The sequence below is a fragment of the Streptomyces sp. HUAS TT11 genome, from assembly GCF_051553595.1.
In the GTDB taxonomy this organism is placed as follows: domain Bacteria; phylum Actinomycetota; class Actinomycetes; order Streptomycetales; family Streptomycetaceae; genus Streptomyces.
Genome location: NZ_CP196184.1, coordinates 1,614,195 through 1,630,078 on the forward strand (window position 1 = coordinate 1,614,195; position 15,884 = coordinate 1,630,078).

General features: G+C 72.2%; 15 protein-coding genes. 3 read left to right on the plus strand and 12 right to left on the minus strand.

What is annotated here, in order from left to right; translation table 11 throughout:
* Window positions 1-18: 18 nt before the first annotated feature.
* The 3 genes from ACSHXN_RS07530 to ACSHXN_RS07540 are packed head-to-tail and all read right to left on the minus strand — an operon-like array spanning window position 19 to window position 2,922.
* Complete coding sequence (locus ACSHXN_RS07530) at window positions 19-936, minus strand: adenosine kinase (protein WP_356295389.1); 918 nt, start codon at window positions 934-936, stop codon at window positions 19-21.
* The gene (locus ACSHXN_RS07535; protein ID WP_438302828.1) at window positions 933-1,412 is read right to left on the minus strand and encodes an Appr-1-p processing protein; all 480 of its coding nucleotides are present in this window, start codon (window positions 1,410-1,412) and stop codon (window positions 933-935) included. Before ACSHXN_RS07535 ends, ACSHXN_RS07530 begins: the two co-directional genes overlap by 4 nt.
* Before the next feature lie 43 nt (window positions 1,413-1,455).
* Complete coding sequence (locus ACSHXN_RS07540; RefSeq protein ID WP_383358738.1) at window positions 1,456-2,922, minus strand: amino acid permease; 1,467 nt, start codon at window positions 2,920-2,922, stop codon at window positions 1,456-1,458.
* 255 nt (window positions 2,923-3,177) lie between these two features.
* Here ACSHXN_RS07540 and ACSHXN_RS07545 point away from each other — a divergent pair, with 255 nt between their 5' ends.
* On the plus strand, window positions 3,178-3,891 hold the full coding sequence (locus tag ACSHXN_RS07545; RefSeq protein ID WP_438302829.1) for a MerR family transcriptional regulator: 714 nt from the start codon (window positions 3,178-3,180) through the stop codon (window positions 3,889-3,891).
* Between the two features lie 30 nt (window positions 3,892-3,921).
* Here the strand turns inward: ACSHXN_RS07545 and ACSHXN_RS07550 are convergent, their stop codons facing one another.
* From ACSHXN_RS07550 to ACSHXN_RS07565, 4 genes are all read right to left on the minus strand, one after another.
* Window positions 3,922-6,108 carry a 3-hydroxyacyl-CoA dehydrogenase NAD-binding domain-containing protein gene (locus ACSHXN_RS07550; protein WP_438302830.1) on the minus strand — a complete coding sequence of 729 codons (2,187 nt, stop codon included), beginning with the start codon at window positions 6,106-6,108 and terminating at the stop codon, window positions 3,922-3,924.
* A gap of 31 nt (window positions 6,109-6,139) precedes the next feature.
* Window positions 6,140-7,354 carry an acetyl-CoA C-acetyltransferase gene (locus tag ACSHXN_RS07555; RefSeq protein WP_355139864.1) on the minus strand — a complete coding sequence of 405 codons (1,215 nt, stop codon included), beginning with the start codon at window positions 7,352-7,354 and terminating at the stop codon, window positions 6,140-6,142.
* A 21-nt stretch (window positions 7,355-7,375) separates the two neighbouring features.
* Window positions 7,376-8,518: an acyl-CoA dehydrogenase family protein gene (locus ACSHXN_RS07560; protein WP_355139862.1), complete on the minus strand. Its 1,143-nt coding sequence runs from the start codon at window positions 8,516-8,518 to the stop codon at window positions 7,376-7,378.
* 259 nt (window positions 8,519-8,777) lie between these two features.
* Entirely contained in the window at window positions 8,778-9,914 is a 1,137-nt protein-coding gene (locus tag ACSHXN_RS07565; RefSeq protein ID WP_355139860.1) for a CaiB/BaiF CoA transferase family protein, read from the minus strand.
* A gap of 205 nt (window positions 9,915-10,119) precedes the next feature.
* Here ACSHXN_RS07565 and ACSHXN_RS07570 point away from each other — a divergent pair, with 205 nt between their 5' ends.
* On the plus strand, window positions 10,120-11,295 hold the full coding sequence (locus ACSHXN_RS07570) for a saccharopine dehydrogenase family protein (RefSeq protein WP_355139858.1): 1,176 nt from the start codon (window positions 10,120-10,122) through the stop codon (window positions 11,293-11,295).
* Window positions 11,296-11,332: 37 nt separating this feature from the next.
* Here ACSHXN_RS07570 and mmpA read toward each other — a convergent pair whose 3' ends face one another.
* The 3 genes from mmpA to ACSHXN_RS07585 all read right to left on the minus strand — a co-directional run bounded on the left by mmpA (window position 11,333) and on the right by ACSHXN_RS07585 (window position 13,431).
* Window positions 11,333-11,479, minus strand: coding sequence for a morphogenic membrane protein MmpA (mmpA, locus tag ACSHXN_RS07575; protein WP_355139856.1), 147 nt, complete (start codon window positions 11,477-11,479; stop codon window positions 11,333-11,335).
* A 71-nt stretch (window positions 11,480-11,550) separates the two neighbouring features.
* Entirely contained in the window at window positions 11,551-12,273 is a 723-nt protein-coding gene (locus ACSHXN_RS07580) for an endonuclease V (RefSeq protein ID WP_383358741.1), read from the minus strand.
* Between the two features lie 69 nt (window positions 12,274-12,342).
* The gene (locus ACSHXN_RS07585; protein ID WP_438302831.1) at window positions 12,343-13,431 is read right to left on the minus strand and encodes a WD40/YVTN/BNR-like repeat-containing protein; all 1,089 of its coding nucleotides are present in this window, start codon (window positions 13,429-13,431) and stop codon (window positions 12,343-12,345) included.
* Between the two features lie 262 nt (window positions 13,432-13,693).
* Here ACSHXN_RS07585 and ACSHXN_RS07590 point away from each other — a divergent pair, with 262 nt between their 5' ends.
* Entirely contained in the window at window positions 13,694-14,107 is a 414-nt protein-coding gene (locus ACSHXN_RS07590; RefSeq protein WP_355139850.1) for an SsgA family sporulation/cell division regulator, read from the plus strand.
* A gap of 86 nt (window positions 14,108-14,193) precedes the next feature.
* Here the strand turns inward: ACSHXN_RS07590 and ACSHXN_RS07595 are convergent, their stop codons facing one another.
* Window positions 14,194-15,027, minus strand: a complete 834-nt coding sequence (locus tag ACSHXN_RS07595) for an isocitrate lyase/PEP mutase family protein (protein ID WP_383358742.1) — start codon at window positions 15,025-15,027, stop codon at window positions 14,194-14,196.
* Between the two features lie 73 nt (window positions 15,028-15,100).
* Window positions 15,101-15,763, minus strand: coding sequence for a GOLPH3/VPS74 family protein (locus ACSHXN_RS07600; RefSeq protein ID WP_438302832.1), 663 nt, complete (start codon window positions 15,761-15,763; stop codon window positions 15,101-15,103).
* Window positions 15,764-15,884 lie beyond the last annotated feature (121 nt).

Here is a 15,884-nt window from a genome sequence, read left to right on the forward strand (position 1 = left end):
CCGGTTGCCCGCGCCGCCTCACCGCAGGGCCGACTCCGCCTCCGCCGCGCGGGCCAGCAGCTCGTCCCGGCCTGCCGCCGCCGTCCGCGTGGCCGGCACCGTGCATGCGTGGGCCCCGGCCACCGCACCGTAGAGCGCGCACCGCCGGGGCGACTCCCCGCGCAGAAGACCGAACAGGAAACCGGCCGCGAAGGCGTCGCCCGCTCCGTTGGAGTCCACCACCGGGGCGGTCGGGGCCACGGCAGGCACATGGGTCACCTCGTCGTCGGCCAGGAGGTACGCCCCCTCGGCTCCGGCCGTGGCGACGACGATCCGCGCCCGGCCGCGCTCCACGAGGCGCCGCATGGTCCGCTCCGGATCGGCGAGCCGCGCCGTGGACACGAAGACGACGTCCGCGGCGCGGGCGAAGGGCTCGTGATACGCATCCTCGCCGTCCCAGTCGTGCAGATCGGTGGACAGGGTCACCCCGGCCTCCCGCAGCACGGGCAAGGCGTGGGCGGCCGGATGGGTGATCGCGACATGGACGTGCCGGCTGCCGTCCGCCAGAGCGCGGAGCACCGGCTCGGGGAACCGGTCCTCGGTGTGCGAGCGGCTCGCGTCGTACAGGGACAGCCGCCGCCCGTCCGGGCCGACGAGGTTGACGGCGCGCTTCGTGCCGGCGGGCTGGGGTATCGCGGTGAGCGCGACGCCCCGGTCGCGGTGCAGAGCACGGACCAGTTCGCCCTCGGGGTCCTCGCCGAGCATGTCGAGGTGATGGGTGCGAAGCCCGAGGGCGCTCAGCCCCAGCGCCACGAAATCCCCGGTCTGCCCGGCCCGGGTCTCGATCCCCGACCGGATCATGTAACTGTCCGCATACGGGAGCGGCAGTTCCGGCACGTACACGATGGTGTCCACCCCGGCCCCGCCCACGACGAGCACATCGGTGTCCCGGCTCACTGCGGCCCCTCCCCCGGGTCGTACACGGTCACGTGTACGCCGCGCTTCAGGAGCCGCTCGCTGATCAACGGCTCCACGCGGGACCATGTGCCCCCCGCGAGCCCACACCCTATGCGCGGCATGTGGACGCCGGCCCCGAGGTCCAGCGCCCGCGGGGCCAACGCCGCGAGTGCCGTGTCGATCGCCTCGTACCGCACGGGTACGGCTCGGCTGCCGCCCCGCTGCCCGATCAGATTGGCCACCCACACGTCGGTCTCGACCCGGACGACCTGGACGGCACCCAGAGCGAAGTCGTTCTCCTCCCGGGCCCGGTACCAGGCGCGGTACGCCGCTTCCGGCTCCGGCCAGCGCTCCGAGACCGCCTTCACGAAGCCGCGCCCCCAGCCCCCGATGTCGTTGTACACGTGGGCGACCACCTTCGCGCCCTCGCCCGACGGCACGGTGGCGTCACCCCGGACATACAGGATCTCCGACATGACGCCACCGTAGGCACCGCCACTGACAGTGGCCGGTGAGCTGCTACTTGGTGAATCCGGTCAGTTCCCGGTCCGCCGCCTTCGCGATGCGCCTGCGCAGTGCGAACCAGCCGCCGACGAGCATGACGGCGATCACGGGGACGAGCATCAGCGTCTTCCGGCCGACCTCGGGGTCGTTCCACATCAGGCCGAGCACGGCCAGCAGGAAGGCGATGGTGACGACCTCGGTGACCGGGCTGCCGGGCAGCCGGAAGGACGGCCGGGCGAGCCGGCCCTCCCGGGCGCGGCGCACGAAGACCAGGTGGCAGACCATGATGATCACCCAGGTGCTGATGACACCGAGCGCGGCCACGTTCAGCACGATCTCGAAGGCCTGACTCGGCACGAAATAGTTCAGGCCGACGCCGAGGACGCACACCCCGCAGGTGAGCAGGATGCCGCCGTAGGGGACCTGGCTGCGGTTCATCCGGGCCGTGAACCTCGGCGCCGAGCCCGCCACGGCCATGGAGCGCAGGATGCGGCCGGTGGAGTACAGGCCCGAGTTCAGCGACGACATCGCGGCGGTCAGCACGACCAGGTTCATCACGTCGCCCGCGCCCTGGACGCCGATCTTCGACAGCACGGTGACGAACGGGCTCTGGTCCGCCGAGTACACCGAGCCGGGCAGCAGCAGCGCGAGCAGGACCACCGAGCCGACGTAGAAGAGGCCCACGCGCCACATGATCGAGTTCACGGCGCGCGGCACGACCGTCTCCGGACGGTCGGTCTCGCCCGCGGCGACCCCGACCAGTTCCAGGGCCGCGTAGGCGAAGATCACGCCCTGCATCACGATGACGACGGGCATGACTCCGTGCGGAAGGATCCCCCCGTGGTCGGTGATCACGCTCAGACCCGGCTTCGTGCCGTCCACGTCGTGCTGCGTGGCCAGCAGGAAGATGCCGACGAACATGAAGCTCACCAGGGTGGCGACCTTGATGATCGCGAACCAGAACTCCATCTCACCGAAGATCTTCACCGAGATCAGGTTCACCGCCAGCACCACCGCGAGGGCGACGAGGGCGAGCACCCACTGCGGGACGGAGGTGAAAAAGCTCCAGTAGTGCGTGTAGAGCGCGATCGCGGTGATGTCCGCGATGCCGGTCGTCGACCAGTTGAGGAAGTACATCCAGCCGGCGACGTACGCGCCCTTCTCACCGAGGAACTCGCGGGCGTACGACACGAAGGATCCGGACGACGGCCGGTACAGGACCAGCTCACCGAGGGCGCGGACCACGAAGAAGGCGAAGACACCGCAGACCAGATAGGCCAGGGCGAGGGCGGGACCCGCGCTGTGCAGTCGTCCGCCGGCCCCGAGGAAGAGGCCGGTCCCGATGGCGCCGCCGATCGCGATCATGTTGACGTGGCGGGCCTTGAGGTCCTTGCTGTAACCGGCGTCGCCGGCGTCCGCGGGCGTCCGGGCCGCATCCCGCTGGGAGGCGACCGCGGCCGTGTTCACGGCGTCCTTGCTCACGAGTGGATCTACTCCCTGGTGCGCCCGTCGCCCAGGTGCTGCGCGGGTGTCCGGATGGGGCTCGGCCCGGACCACCGCTGACGTGGCACAGACCGAGGCGCCACCTTCCCCCGAAGATCACCGGGCATGCGAGGGCGCACGTCACACAGCGGCACTTCTCACACGATGTCCACTTTTGCGTCACCTGGCGGTCACGCTGCCGTGCAGCACCCGCTCGGCTGTCACAGCAGTGGTGGGACAGCGATACTGCTGCACATGACGACCGAGACCGAGGAGCCGGCACTCACCGTCGACGAGCTGGCCGCACGGGCCGGGGTCACGGTCCGCACCGTTCGCTTCTACAGTGCCAAGGGCCTGCTCCCGCCGCCCGTGATCGGCCCGCGGCGGGTGGGGCGCTACGGTTCCGGGCACCTGGCCCGGCTTGCGCTCATCGAGGAGCTGCAGCGCCAGGGCATGACGCTGGCGGCCATCGAACGCTACCTGCAGCAGCTCCCGGGCGACCTGTCCCCCAGGGACCTGGCCATCCACCGCGCCGTCGTGGCGTCCTGGGCGCCGGACGCGACGGAGACGATGACCCGCGAGGAGCTCGAACGGCGGGCGGGACGGCCGCTCGGCGCGGAGGAACTGGAGCGGCTCACGGCGATGAACGTGGCCGTATCGCAGGACGGCGCCTACCGCGTGGACCCGGGGCTCCTCCGGCTCGGCGTCCAGCTCCTCGACGTGCCTTTCGGTCTCGAGACCATCCTCGCGGCCCGCGGCGTGCTCATCGAACATTCGCGGGCGGCGGCGCACGAGCTGTCCTGCCTGTTCCGCGACGCGGTCGCGGACAGTGACTCCACGGCCGTGAAGTCACTGTCCGCCCATATGCACCCACTGGTGGTGCAGGCCCTGCTCACCACCTTCCAGCGCTCCCTGAAGGAGGAGCTGCGGAAGTGGCTCCCGGAGACGGGACCGCACGGGGACCTGTGATCTTGTGGGTCCGATGCGCCCCGGCCCGTGTCAGCCCGCGTCGGTGAACCGCTCGCCCCTGTCCGCCTTCTCCACCAGCAGCGCGGGAGGGGTGAACCGCTCGCCGTACCGCTCGGCGAGCTCCCGGGCACGGGCCACGAAGGCGGGGAGACCGGCGCCGTCGGCGTAGCCGTTGATGTACTGCAGGACGCCGCCGGTCCAGCCGGGGAAGCCGATGCCGAAGATCGAGCCGATGTTGGCGTCGGCGACGGACGTCAGCACGCCCTCCTCCAGGAGCCGGACGGTGTCCAGGGCCTCGGAGAACAGCATGCGCTCCTGCATGTCCTCGAACGGGATCGTGCGGCCCGGCTCGGTGAAGTGCTCCCGCAGGCCCGGCCACAACCGCCCGCGCCTGCCGTCCTCGCCGTACTCGTAGAAGCCGACGCCCCCGCTGCGGCCGGTGCGGCCGAACTCGTCGACCATGCGGTCGATGACGGCCTCGGCGGGGTGCGGGGTCCAGGTGCCGCCCGACTCCTCGACGGCCCGCCTCGACTCGTTGCGGATCTTCCGCGGCAGGGTCAGCGTCAGCTCGTCCATCAGGGAGAGCACCTTGGCCGGGTAGCCGGCCTGGGCCGCCGCCTGCTCGACGGACGCGGGCTCGATGCCCTCGCCGACCATGGCGACTCCCTCGTTGATGAAGTGCCCGATCACCCGGGAGGTGAAGAAGCCGCGCGAGTCGTTGACGACGATCGGCGTCTTGTTGATCTGCCGCACCAGGTCGAAGGCACGGGCCAGTGCCTCCTCGCCGGTCCGCTCGCCCTTGATGATCTCGACGAGCGGCATCTTGTCGACGGGCGAGAAGAAGTGCAGCCCGATGAAGTCGGACTGCCGCTCCACGCCCTCGGCCAGCGCGGTGATCGGCAGCGTCGAGGTGTTGGAGCACAGCAGGGCGTCCGGCTCGACGACGTTCTCGATCTCCTGGAACACCTTGTGCTTGAGCGTCGAGTCCTCGAACACCGCCTCGATGACGGCGTCGCAGCCCGCGAGGTCGGCCGCCTCGGCGGTGGGCGCGATGCGGGCGAGCAGGGCGTTCGCCTTCTGCTGGGTCGTACGCCCCTTGCCGACCGCCTTGGCGCACAGCTTCTCGGAGTACTCCTTGCCCTTGACGGCCGCTTCCAGCGACACGTCCTTCAGGACGACCTCGATGCCGGCGCGGGCGCACGAGTAGGCGATGCCCGCGCCCATCATCCCGGCGCCCAGTACGGCGACCTTGCGGACCTGCCGGGGCTCGACGCCCTTCGGCCGGTTGGCGCCGGAGTTGACGGCCTGGAGGTCGAAGAAGAACGCCTGGATCATGTTCTTCGCGGTCTGCCCGGTGACCAGCTCGGTGAAGTAGCGCGCCTCGATGGTCAGCGCGGTCTCGAAGTCGACCTGGGAGCCCTCCACCGCGGCCGCGAGGATGTTGCGCGGGGCGGGGTAGGGAGCGCCGTTCAGCTGCTTCTTCAGGTTGGCCGGGAACGCGGGCAGGTTGGCCGCGAACTTCGGGTTGGACGGCGTACCGCCCGGGATCCTGTAGCCCGGCTGGTCCCAGGGCTGCCGGGACTCGGGGTGGGCGTCGATGAAGGCGCGGGCCTTCTCGAGCATCTCCTCGACGGTGGTGGCCACCTCGTGCACCAGGCCGTTCTCCAGGGCGCGCCGCGGCGCGTACTGGGTGCCCTGGAGGAGCACCTTCAGCAGCGCGTCGGCGATACCCATGAGGCGCACGGTGCGGGTGACGCCGCCGCCGGCCGGAAGCAGACCGAGGGTGACCTCGGGCAGGCCGATCTTGGAGCCGGGGGCGTCCAGGGCGATGCGGTGGTGAGAGGCGAGGGCGATCTCGTAACCGCCGCCCAGGGCCGCGCCGTTGATGGCCGCGACGACCGGCTTGCCGAGGGTTTCGATGCGTCGCAGGGAACTCTTGATCGCGGTGCCGGTGTCGAACGCCTGCCGGGCCTGCGCCGGCCCGACCTTCATCATGTCCTTCAGGTCGCCGCCCGCGAAGAAGGTCTTCTTGGCGGAGGTGTAGATGATGCCGCGGATGGAGTCCTTCTCGGCCTCGGCACGCTCGGCGATCGCCGCGATCGAGTCCTTGAACGCCTGGTTCATGGTGTTCGCGGACTGGTTGGGGTCGTCCAGGACGAGGGTGACGATCCCGCTGTCGTCCTGCTCCCAGCGGATGGTGGTGGACTCAGTGCTCATCAGGGTGCTCCGTAGGATCCGTTGGGGAAGGTCAGACGCGTTCGACGACGGTGGCGATGCCCATACCGCCACCCACGCACAGCGTGGCGAGGCCGTACCGCTTGTCCTGCCGCTCCAGTTCGTCCACGAGCGTGCCGAGGATCATGGCGCCGGTCGCACCGAGCGGGTGGCCGAGGGCGATGGCACCGCCGTTGACGTTGACCTTGTCCAGCGAGATCCCCATGTCCTTGACGAAGCGCAGCACGACCGCGGCGAACGCCTCGTTGATCTCGACGAGGTCGATGTCGTCGATCGTCAGCCCTGCCTTGGCGAGCGCCTTGCGGGTGGCGGGCGCGGGGCCGGTCAGCATGATCGTCGGCTCGGAGCCGGAGACCGCGGCGGAGACGATCCGTGCCCGCGGCCGCAACCCGTACCGCTCGCCGACCTCCTTGGAGCCGATGGCGACCAGGGCCGCACCGTCCACGATGCCCGAGGAGTTGCCCGCGTGGTGGACGTGGTCGATCTGCTCGACCCAGTGGTACTTCTGGAGTGCCACGGCGTCGAATCCGCCGAGTTCGCCGATGTCCGCGAAGGACGGCTTCAGCTTGGCGAGGGAGTCGGCCGTCGTGCCGGGCCGCATGTGCTCGTCGTGGTCGAGGACGACAAGGCCGCTGCGGTCCGTGACGGGCACCACGGACTTCTCGAAGCGGCCGTCCTTCCAGGCGGCCGCGGCACGCTCCTGGGACAGGGCCGCGTATGCGTCGACGTCCCGCCGGGAGAAGCCCTCGATCGTGGCGATGAGGTCGGCGCCGATGCCCTGCGGCACGAAGTTGGTGGCCATGTTGGTCATCGGGTCGGCGAACCAGGCGCCGCCGTCGGAGGCCATGGGCACCCGCGACATCGACTCCACGCCGCCCGCCAGGACCAGGTCCTCCCAGCCCGAGCGGATCTTGGCGGCGGCGAGGTTGACGGCCTCGAGACCGGACGCACAGAAGCGGTTCTCCTGGACACCGGCCACGGAGTCGGGCAGTCCGGCGGCGATGGCGGCGATACGGGCGATGTCGGAGCCCTGGTCGCCGACCGGGCCCACGACACCGAGCACGATGTCGTCGATGGCGGCCGGATCGAGGTCGGGGAACCGCCGCCGGACCTCGTGGATGAGTCCGGTCACCAGGTCGATGGGCTTGGTGCCGTGCAGGGCGCCGTTGGCCTTGCCGCGACCGCGCGGGGTGCGGATCGCGTCGTACACATACGCTTCGGTGCTCACTGGTAAGCCTTTCGGGGAGGGTCAGCCGAGCAGGGAACGTCCGATGATCTCCTTCATGATCTCGGTGGTCCCGCCGTAGATGGTCTGGATGCGGCCGTCGGTGAAGGCCCGGGCGACACGGTGCTCCGTCATGTAGCCGTACCCGCCGTGCAGCTGGAGACAGCGGTCCGCGACCCGCTTCTGCAGTTCGGTCGCCCACCACTTGGCCATGGAGGCGTGCACGGCGTCGAGTCCGCCGTCCGCGTGGTCGGCGATGCAGCGGTCGAGGAAGGCGCGGGTGACGGCGCACTCGGTCGCCATCTCCGCCACCTCGAAGCGGATGTGCTGAAGCCGGGCGAGCGGCCGCCCGAAGGCCTCGCGTTCCTTCACGTACTCGGTGGTGATCTCCAGCAGGTGCTCGGCAGCGGCGATACCGGCGACGGCGATGTTCAGCCGCTCCTGCGCCAGGTTCGTCATCAGGTGCCCGAAGGCCCCGTGCAGGTCGCCGAGCAGGTTGTCCTTGGGCACCCGCACGTCGTGGAAGAACAACTCGGCCGTGTCCTGTGCCTTCTGGCCGATCTTGTCGAGGTTGCGGCCGCGTTCGAAGCCCTCCGCCCCGCGCTCGACGACGAGCAGCGACAGCCCGTGCGCCCCGCCCTCGGGAGTCGTCTTCGCCACCACGATCACCAGATCGGCGAGGATCCCGTTGGAGATGAAGGTCTTGGAGCCGTTGAGCAGCCAGTGGTCGCCCTGGTCCTCGGCCCGGGTCCTGATGCCCTGGAGGTCGGAGCCGGCCCCGGGCTCGGTCATGGCGATGGCCGTGATGACCGAGCCGTCGCAGAAGCCGGGCAGCCAGCGGTGCTTCTGCTCCTCGGTGGCCAGGCTCGTCAGGTACGGGCCGATGATGTCGTTGTGCAGCCCGATCGCGAGCCCCGAGGCTCCGGCGCGCGTGAACTCCTCCACGAGGACGGCGCTGTAGCGGAAGTCCGGGGCGCCGCCGCCTCCGTACTCCTCCGGTACGGCGAGTCCGAGCAGCCCCTGCTTCCCGGCCGCCCGCCAGACGGCGCGGGAGACGATGCCGTCCCTCTCCCACCGCTCGTAGTGCGGCAGCACCTCCTTGGCGAGAAACGCCCGCACGGTCGCGCGGAACGCCTCGTGCTCCGCGGTGTAGATCTGCCGCTTCATGGGGTGCACGTCCTCCTCACAGCCGGTTCCCGGCGGTTTCGGCCGGCCGGGCCGGATTCCGACCGGGCGGCGCGATGTTCAGCATCTCGATCCCGGTGGCGCGCAAGGCCCTCGACACGCGCCCGGACACCGCTCCCCGGCTCACGGCGGAGGTCGGTACGGATGGCGAGGCCGGTCCGCACGGCCCCTTTGGGCCGGCGGACCTCCTCGGCGGCCTGCCGGGGGGCTGCCGTGCGGTCGAGGAGGATCGCGGGGGCCATCAGCCGCCGTCCCGGAGAAGCCGGGGTACGTCCCAGTCGCGCGCCACGTCCGCGGTGTCGGCCCCCGGCTGCGCGGGCCCGCTGCGCACCGACGCAGGGGTGACGGAGAAGCGCGGTGCGGGGGCCGGCTGGGTGATTCCGCCGTGGTCGGTGAAGGTGCCGCGGGCGGCGAGGTGCGGGTGCCCGGGGGCCTCCCGCAGCGAAAGGACGGGGGCCACACATGCGTCGGAGCCTTCGAAGACCGCGGTCCACTCGTCGCGGGTGCGGGTCTTGAACCGGGCCGCGACCTCCTCCCGCAACTCGTCCCAGCGGGTGACGTCCTTGCGGTCCGGGGCCCGCTCCCCGATGCCGAGGAGGGTCACGAACTCCTCGTAGAACCGCTGCTCCAGGGCGCCGACCGCCATGTACTGCCCGTCTGCCGTCTCATACGTGCCGTAGAACGGGCAGCCGCCGTCCAGCAGGTTGGCCCGCCGGCGGTCCTGCCAGCCGCCGGCTGCGAGCATTCCGTGGATCATCGAGGACAGATGCGCGGTGCCGTCGACGATGGCCGCGTCCACGACCTGGCCGGTGCCCGTCGCACGCGCGTGGTGGAGGGCGGCGAGCAGACCGACGACCAGATAGAGGGAACCGCCCGCGTAGTCGCCGACGAGGTTCGCGGGGACGGCGGGTGGCGCGTCGGGGTCCCCGATCATGCCGAGGGTGCCGGTGAGGGCGATGTAGGCGATGTCGTGTCCGGCGCGCGGGGCGAGCGGCCCGTCCTGGCCCCAGCCGGTCATACGGCCGTAGACGAGCCGTTTGTTGCGCGCGTGGCAGGTCCCGGGGCCGACACCGAGGCGTTCGGCCACGCCGGGGCGGTAGCCCTCGATGAGGATGTCGGCGCGTTCCGCCAGGTCGAGCACCGTGGCCGCGCCGTCCGCGGTCTTCAGGTCGACGATCACGGACCGCTTGTTCCGGTTGGTGACGTCGTACGCGGGGTCGATCGCGAGCCCTGTGCCGTTCGGACGGTCCACGCGGACGACGTCGGCGCCGAGGTCGGCCAGGAGCATGGCCGCGAACGGGCCGGGCCCGATGCCCGCGAGCTCCACGACCCGCACGCCGGCGAGGGGGCCCTGCCCCGGCGTCCCTGCCACTGCCATCTGGCCCCCAGGTGCGTGACACAACCGATGTGACATCGATGATGCTATGAACGGGCGACGGGAGGAGCAATACCTCGCACGAGCAAGCGCTTAGTCAATTGCGTCACAGAAACCACGGACCCGCTCGCGCACCCACCTCCTCGTCCGACCGCTCACCGCTCACGCTAGCCTCGGCCACCGACAACGGCGCGGGCGGAGAGGTGTCATGAGCAGGCTGAAAACGGATCGCGCATACGACATCGTGCTGTTCGGAGCCACGGGCTTCGTCGGCGCGCTGACCGCGGAGTATCTGGCCGCGCACGCCCCCGGGGGACTGCGCTGGGCGATCGCGGGCCGCAGCGCCGAGAAGCTGGAACGGCTGCGGGAACGGCTGCCCGGCGACAGCGGCCCGGGTGTACTCCAGGCGGATGTCTCCGACCCGGAATCGCTGCGCGGACTCGCCGGCCACGCGCGTGTGCTGGCCACCACCGTCGGCCCCTACCTGGAGTACGGCGAAGAGCTCGTGGCCGCCTGCGCCGATGCGGGCACCGATTATCTGGACCTGTCCGGTGAGGCCGAATTCGTCGACCTCATGTACGTGCGGCACGACGCACGCGCGCGGGAGACCGGGGCACGGATCGTGCACTCCTGCGGGTTCGACTCCGTCCCGCACGACCTCGGGGCGTACTTCACCGTGCGGCAGCTCCCCGAAGGGGTGCCGCTGGCGGTCGACGGATACGTCCGGGCGCAGGCCATGTTCTCGGGCGGCACCTTCGCCTCCGCGCTGGGCCAGCTCGCGCGGGGGCCGCAGATGCTGGCCGCGGCCCGGGACCGCGGGCGCCACGAGCCGCGGCTGATGGGCCGCAGGGCTCAGGCGCCGCTCGGCGCACCGCGCTTCGCCAAGGAGGTGGGTGCCTGGGCGCTGCCCCTGCCCACCATCGACGCCCAGGTGGTGCGCCGGTCGGCGCGGGCACTCAAGCAGTACGGGCCCGACTTCCGCTATCGGCACTACGCGGCGGTCGAGACCCTGCCCTATGCGCTGGGCGGCGTCGGGACCGCGGGCGCCCTGTTCGCCGCCGCCCAGCTGCCGCCCGCACGGCGGTGGCTGTCCGGGCGGCTGCGCCCGGGGGACGGTCCGAGCACCGAGCGGCGGGCCAGGAGCTGGTTCTCCGTGCGGTTCGTGGGTGAGGGCGGCGGGCGCCGTGTGTTCACGGAGGTCGCGGGCGGCGACCCGGGGTACGACGAGACGGCCAAGATGTTCGCCGAGTCGGCCCTGTCTCTGGCCCTCGACGACCTGCCGCCGACGTCCGGCCAGGTCACGACCGCCGAGGCGATGGGCGAAGCACTGATCGACCGGCTCCGTGCGGCGGGCATCACGTTCCGGACCGCGGCCCACCGCTAGGGCCTGGCGTGCCGATCGGGCCGGCTGCCCCGGCTCCCTAGAGAGGCCACGCGAGGACGGTGTAGATCATCCCGCCCGTCCAGGCGAGCCCGGTGAAGGCGGCCAGGAGCAACGCGACCCTCACACCGCGCTCGACGGGCCGGTCGGGTTCGTTCGTGCTCTCGGGGGCGCGATGTGTCGTCATGCGCCCAGCCTCCGGGCCGGGACGACCCGGCCACATCCGTACGGGTACCCCTGCGCTGTCCGTAGGGATACTCAGTTCCCGTACTCAGGCGGCGGGCCGCCGGGCCGGGCGAGCGCCTCCTCGAGCGCCCGCCGGCACAGGGCGTCGGCCCGCCGGGTCGATTCGGGGACGCGGTACTTCGGCGTGAGCGCGAGGGTGTGCGCGCAGGCGGTGTCGAGGCTCACCCGATGCCCCACGGAGACGAACACCGGCTTGACGCCCGTCCGGGTGCGCACCGCCCGGCCGACCTCGTCGGTGCCCGTGAGCAGGGGTGCCGTGCTGCCGCGCGGGGCGGCCGGCTCGGCGTAAGCGAAGGTGAAAGGGTTCTTGGCCACGCCGATGGTGGGCAGCCCGGTGAGCACACCGAGGTGGCTGGCCAGGCCGAAGCGGCGCGGATGGGCGAGGCCGTAGCCGTCGCAGACCACCACCCCGGGGTCGTGGTGCAGAGCCTCCAGGGCCGCCAGGACGGTGGGGATCTCACGGAACGCCAGCAGCCCGGGGACGTACGGGAAGGAGACCCTGCCGACGGCGGTGGCCTCCGCGACCACGGCGAGCGTGGCCGCGTCCAGGACCACGGCCGCCGCCGCGACCACGCCCCGCTCGTCGTCGTAGGCCACATCGACGCCCGTCACACGGCCGGTCCCGGGCGGCGGCCCCGGCTCGTCGAGGATCACCCGGTCGCGCAACTCGTCCTGTACGGCGCGTGCTTCCGCTTCGGTCGCGGGCCAGTCCGCGGGGATGCGTACGGTCGTCATGATGGTGTCGAGCGTACGCATCCCCCGTTACGCCGTCACGCGTCGCCCGGGGGCGTACCGAGGCCGGCGTCAGGGCTCGAGCCGGGCCACCCGCCCCTGCTCGCCGGCGGCCCAGCAGGCCCGGTCCGGGGCGCAGTCGACGGTGTCGAAGGAGCCCGGGTCGACGGTCCGCCAGGTGCGGCCGCCGTCCGTGGTGAGGTCGGTGCCGGTCGGGCCCACGGCGAGCGCCGTGGTGCGGCTGTGCGGGAGCCAGGTAACGCCGGAACGGTAGGCGGGCGGCGGCTGGGCCGCCGAGGTCCAGGTGCGGCCGCCGTCCCCGCTCACCGCCGCCGCCCGCGGGGAGGCCTGGTCGGCACGGTAGTCGCCGCCGACCGCGATGCCGTGGGTGCGGTCGCGGAAGGCGAGTGCGAACACGCCGCGGGCCGGATCGCCGGCAGGGACGGGTGTGCCGGCGGCCTCCCAGGTCAGCCCGCGGTCGGCGGAGTGCAGCACGCGCGCGCGTGCGCCGCCGCCCGTGGCGAGCCACACGTCACGCGGCCCCGAGGTGACCAGGCACTGGCCGCCGGCCGCGAACCCGGCCTCCCCCTCCAGGGCATCGGGCATCCCGGCGCTCGGCAGGACCTTCCAGGACCGTCCGCCGTCGTGGGTGGACAGGATGCGGAACCTTCCGTCGACGGGATCGCTCATGGCCAGGCCGTGACGCCGGTCGAAGAAGGCGAGGCAGTCGTAGAAGGCCTTGGTGTCGGTGTTGCGGAAGGTCTCGGTCCAGGTCGCGCCCCCGTCGTCGGTGCGCAGGACCCGGGAGGCCTCGCCCTCGCCGATGGCGAGGACCACCGCGCGCCGTGCGTCGAACGCCTCGACGTCGCGGAACTCCAGGTCCCCGGCCCCCGGCGGGGAGACGTTCCGCCAGTGCGCGCCGCCGTCGGTGGTGCGCAGCACGGTGCCCCCGGAACCGGCCAGCCAGGCGGTGTCCCGATCGACCGCGGCCAGTCCGCGAAAACGCGCCGCGGTGCCGCTGTCCTTGAGCTGCCAGTGCGGAGCCGGCCGCGACGCCCCGTGCGCCTGCGCCGGTACGACCGACAGCGCGGCCAGCGCGGCGGCACACAGTCCCACGGCCATCATCCGGCCCGAACGCTTCGTGTTCCCCTTGCCCGTCATGGCGCGCGAAGCTAGCCCACCGCCACGGCCCCGTCCAGATGGCCGCACCCGGGAACCGCACCGGCGCGCACGGAGTCCTCCCGAGTGACCCGCGAACCACGGGCCGAAGCCATCGAGCTCCTGTGGATCACCTCACTGGCATGGACTCGGTGACAGAGGTCACTCGCCGTTCATGTGCACGGAATCGCCGCTTCCGTCGTCTCTTCAAGTGCCGTGCCGCATCCGCCCGAAGTCCGTTCCGCCGTCACAAGGGAGCAAGGCGTTGTCCACCCTGATCGAGCAGCCAGTGGAGGCCCGGCTCGTCGCCGCTGCGCCGCGCATGCAGAGCATTCCCGCCACGCTCCACTACGACCGGCGCGATCCCTTCGCCGTCCGCATGACCTTCCCCGCCCCGGCCACCCTGGAGGGTGTCGAGGTCTGCTGGACCTTCGCCCGTGAACTCCTGCGTGCCGGTCTCGAGGGATCCGAGGGCCACGGCGACGTCCGGGTGCGGCCGTACGGCTACGACCGCACCGTGGTGGAGTTCCACGCCCCGGAGGGCACCGCCGTGGTGCACATCCACTCGGCCGACGTCCGGCGGTTCCTGCAGCGGACCGCGGAACTGGTGCCGACGGGCCTGGAGCATCTGCAGATGGACCTGGACCACGACCTGGCGGAGCTGATGCGGGACGCCTGACCGGGGCCGCCTCCGGACGGTCCGGCCGCGGGCGGCCGCACCCCCCGTGGGGCCGGCCGCCCGCGGCCGGACAGCGTCCTCAACAACTAACGGCCACCGCCCAGCAGCCCGTTGAGGGCCGCGTAGTCGGCTCCGCCCGCAAGGGCGCCGTACGTCCCCGCGCCGAGCAGCTCCCGTGCGGCGCGACGGACCAGGCCATGGACCGCCTCGGCGAGGGCCGATCCGGCGCTGATCCGGGCGACACCGAGGGCCGCCAGTTCGGCGACGGACGGCGCGCCGGGGCCGACCAGCACGTTCAGCGGACCCTCGATGCCCTCGGCGAGCGCCTTCACGGTCACCGGGTCGACGGCCCCGGGCACGAAGACGCCGTCCGCTCCGGCCGCGAGGAAGGCGGCCGCTCGCTCGAGGGTGTCCCCCAGGCCCCCGGCACCGCGCAGATACGTGTCGACGCGGGCGTTGACGAACACCGGTACCCCCGCCGCGTCGGCGGCCGCACGCGCCGCGGCGATGCGTTCGACCTGCTCGTCCACCGGGCGGAGCGGCGCACCCGGGCCGTACAGGCCGTCCTCGATGTTCACCCCGACGGCGCCCGCCGCGAGCACCTCCCTGATCGTGTCCCCGACGCCCTCGGGGTCGTCCGCGTACCCGGTCTCGATGTCCGCGCTCACGGGCACGGCCACCGCGTCCGCGATGCGGGCGACGGCGGCGAGGGCGTCGGCCCGGGTCAGCCGGTCGCCGTCGGCGGCGCCGAGCTCCCAGGCGAGACCGGCGCTGGTGGTGGCGACGGCCGCCGCGCCGGCCTCCTCGACGATCCGCGCGCTGGGCGTGTCCCAGGCGTTGGGCAGGACGAGCGGACGGCCGGGCACATGGAGGGCGCGGAAGGCGAGGGCCTGCTCGCCGGGAAGTGTCTCGGAGGTCATGAGGACGAGCCAACCAGGACCACGGGGCCGGAGTCCGGCAGGTTTCCGACAGGTACGTGCCGCCGCGGGGGGATCAGCCCGCCGCACCCGCCGTCGCCGCCGCGACCAGGGCCGAGCGCACCTCGTGGACGACCCTGTGCAGCGCGGGCGAGGCGGCACCGCTCCGGTCCGCCAGCGCCTCGATGCGCTCCCGGTGCAGTTCCCGCTCCGCCTCGGTCACCACCGTGGGCAGTCCGGCCGCGGCGGCCAGCGCCACGAGGGCGGCGTCACGGTCGGAGACCTCCGTGACGGGTGCCCCGCCCGCGAGCACCCGGCGTGCCTCCCGCTGCAGCGCCTCCACGGCCCGCACGTCCTGCAGTTCGTGGTCCGCGGGCGGCAGGAGCCCGAGCGCCCGCTTTCTCCCGGCGCGCAGCAGGCCTTGTGCGACGAGCCGGGCACGCACGGCGTCCAGTGTGATCCCGGTGTGCAGGGTCACCCAGGTGCTCCAGGGACGGGGCATCGACTCCTCGACGAGTTCGAGGAGTCCGTCGAGGACGGGGTCACCCGTCTCGGCGTCGAGGTCGGCAGGGGTGGCGATGCCCTCCACGTCTACCAGCAGACCCCGCTGCGCCAGTTCGGTGAGGGCACCTGCCCGCACCAGGCAGGCGATGGCGGTCGCACCGGTGAGGCAGGGCCCGGAGGTGTCCCAGGCCAGCAGATACAGCCGGGCGGGCAGCGAGGTGGAGCCGTGGGACACGAGGCCTCCTGGCGCACGGTTCGGGGGAGCCGTCCGGCCTGCGCACGCGGTGGCCGCGGGGCCGGACGGAGGTCGTGGTAGGGGTTTTAATCCGTTGACACTCCTCGTACCCGTTCCTACG

Coding starts and splice junctions, on each gene's coding strand:
- ACSHXN_RS07535 (WP_438302828.1), bottom strand. CDS start 1,412: ATGTCGGAGATCCTGTATGTCCGGGGTGACGCCACCGTGCCGTCGGGC.
- ACSHXN_RS07545 (WP_438302829.1), top strand. CDS start 3,178: ATGACGACCGAGACCGAGGAGCCGGCACTCACCGTCGACGAGCTGGCC.
- ACSHXN_RS07550 (WP_438302830.1), bottom strand. CDS start 6,108: ATGAGCACTGAGTCCACCACCATCCGCTGGGAGCAGGACGACAGCGGG.
- ACSHXN_RS07560 (WP_355139862.1), bottom strand. CDS start 8,518: ATGAAGCGGCAGATCTACACCGCGGAGCACGAGGCGTTCCGCGCGACC.
- ACSHXN_RS07565 (WP_355139860.1), bottom strand. CDS start 9,914: ATGGCAGTGGCAGGGACGCCGGGGCAGGGCCCCCTCGCCGGCGTGCGG.
- ACSHXN_RS07570 (WP_355139858.1), top strand. CDS start 10,120: ATGAGCAGGCTGAAAACGGATCGCGCATACGACATCGTGCTGTTCGGA.
- mmpA (WP_355139856.1), bottom strand. CDS start 11,479: ATGACGACACATCGCGCCCCCGAGAGCACGAACGAACCCGACCGGCCC.
- ACSHXN_RS07580 (WP_383358741.1), bottom strand. CDS start 12,273: ATGACGACCGTACGCATCCCCGCGGACTGGCCCGCGACCGAAGCGGAA.
- ACSHXN_RS07585 (WP_438302831.1), bottom strand. CDS start 13,431: ATGACGGGCAAGGGGAACACGAAGCGTTCGGGCCGGATGATGGCCGTG.
- ACSHXN_RS07595 (WP_383358742.1), bottom strand. CDS start 15,027: ATGACCTCCGAGACACTTCCCGGCGAGCAGGCCCTCGCCTTCCGCGCC.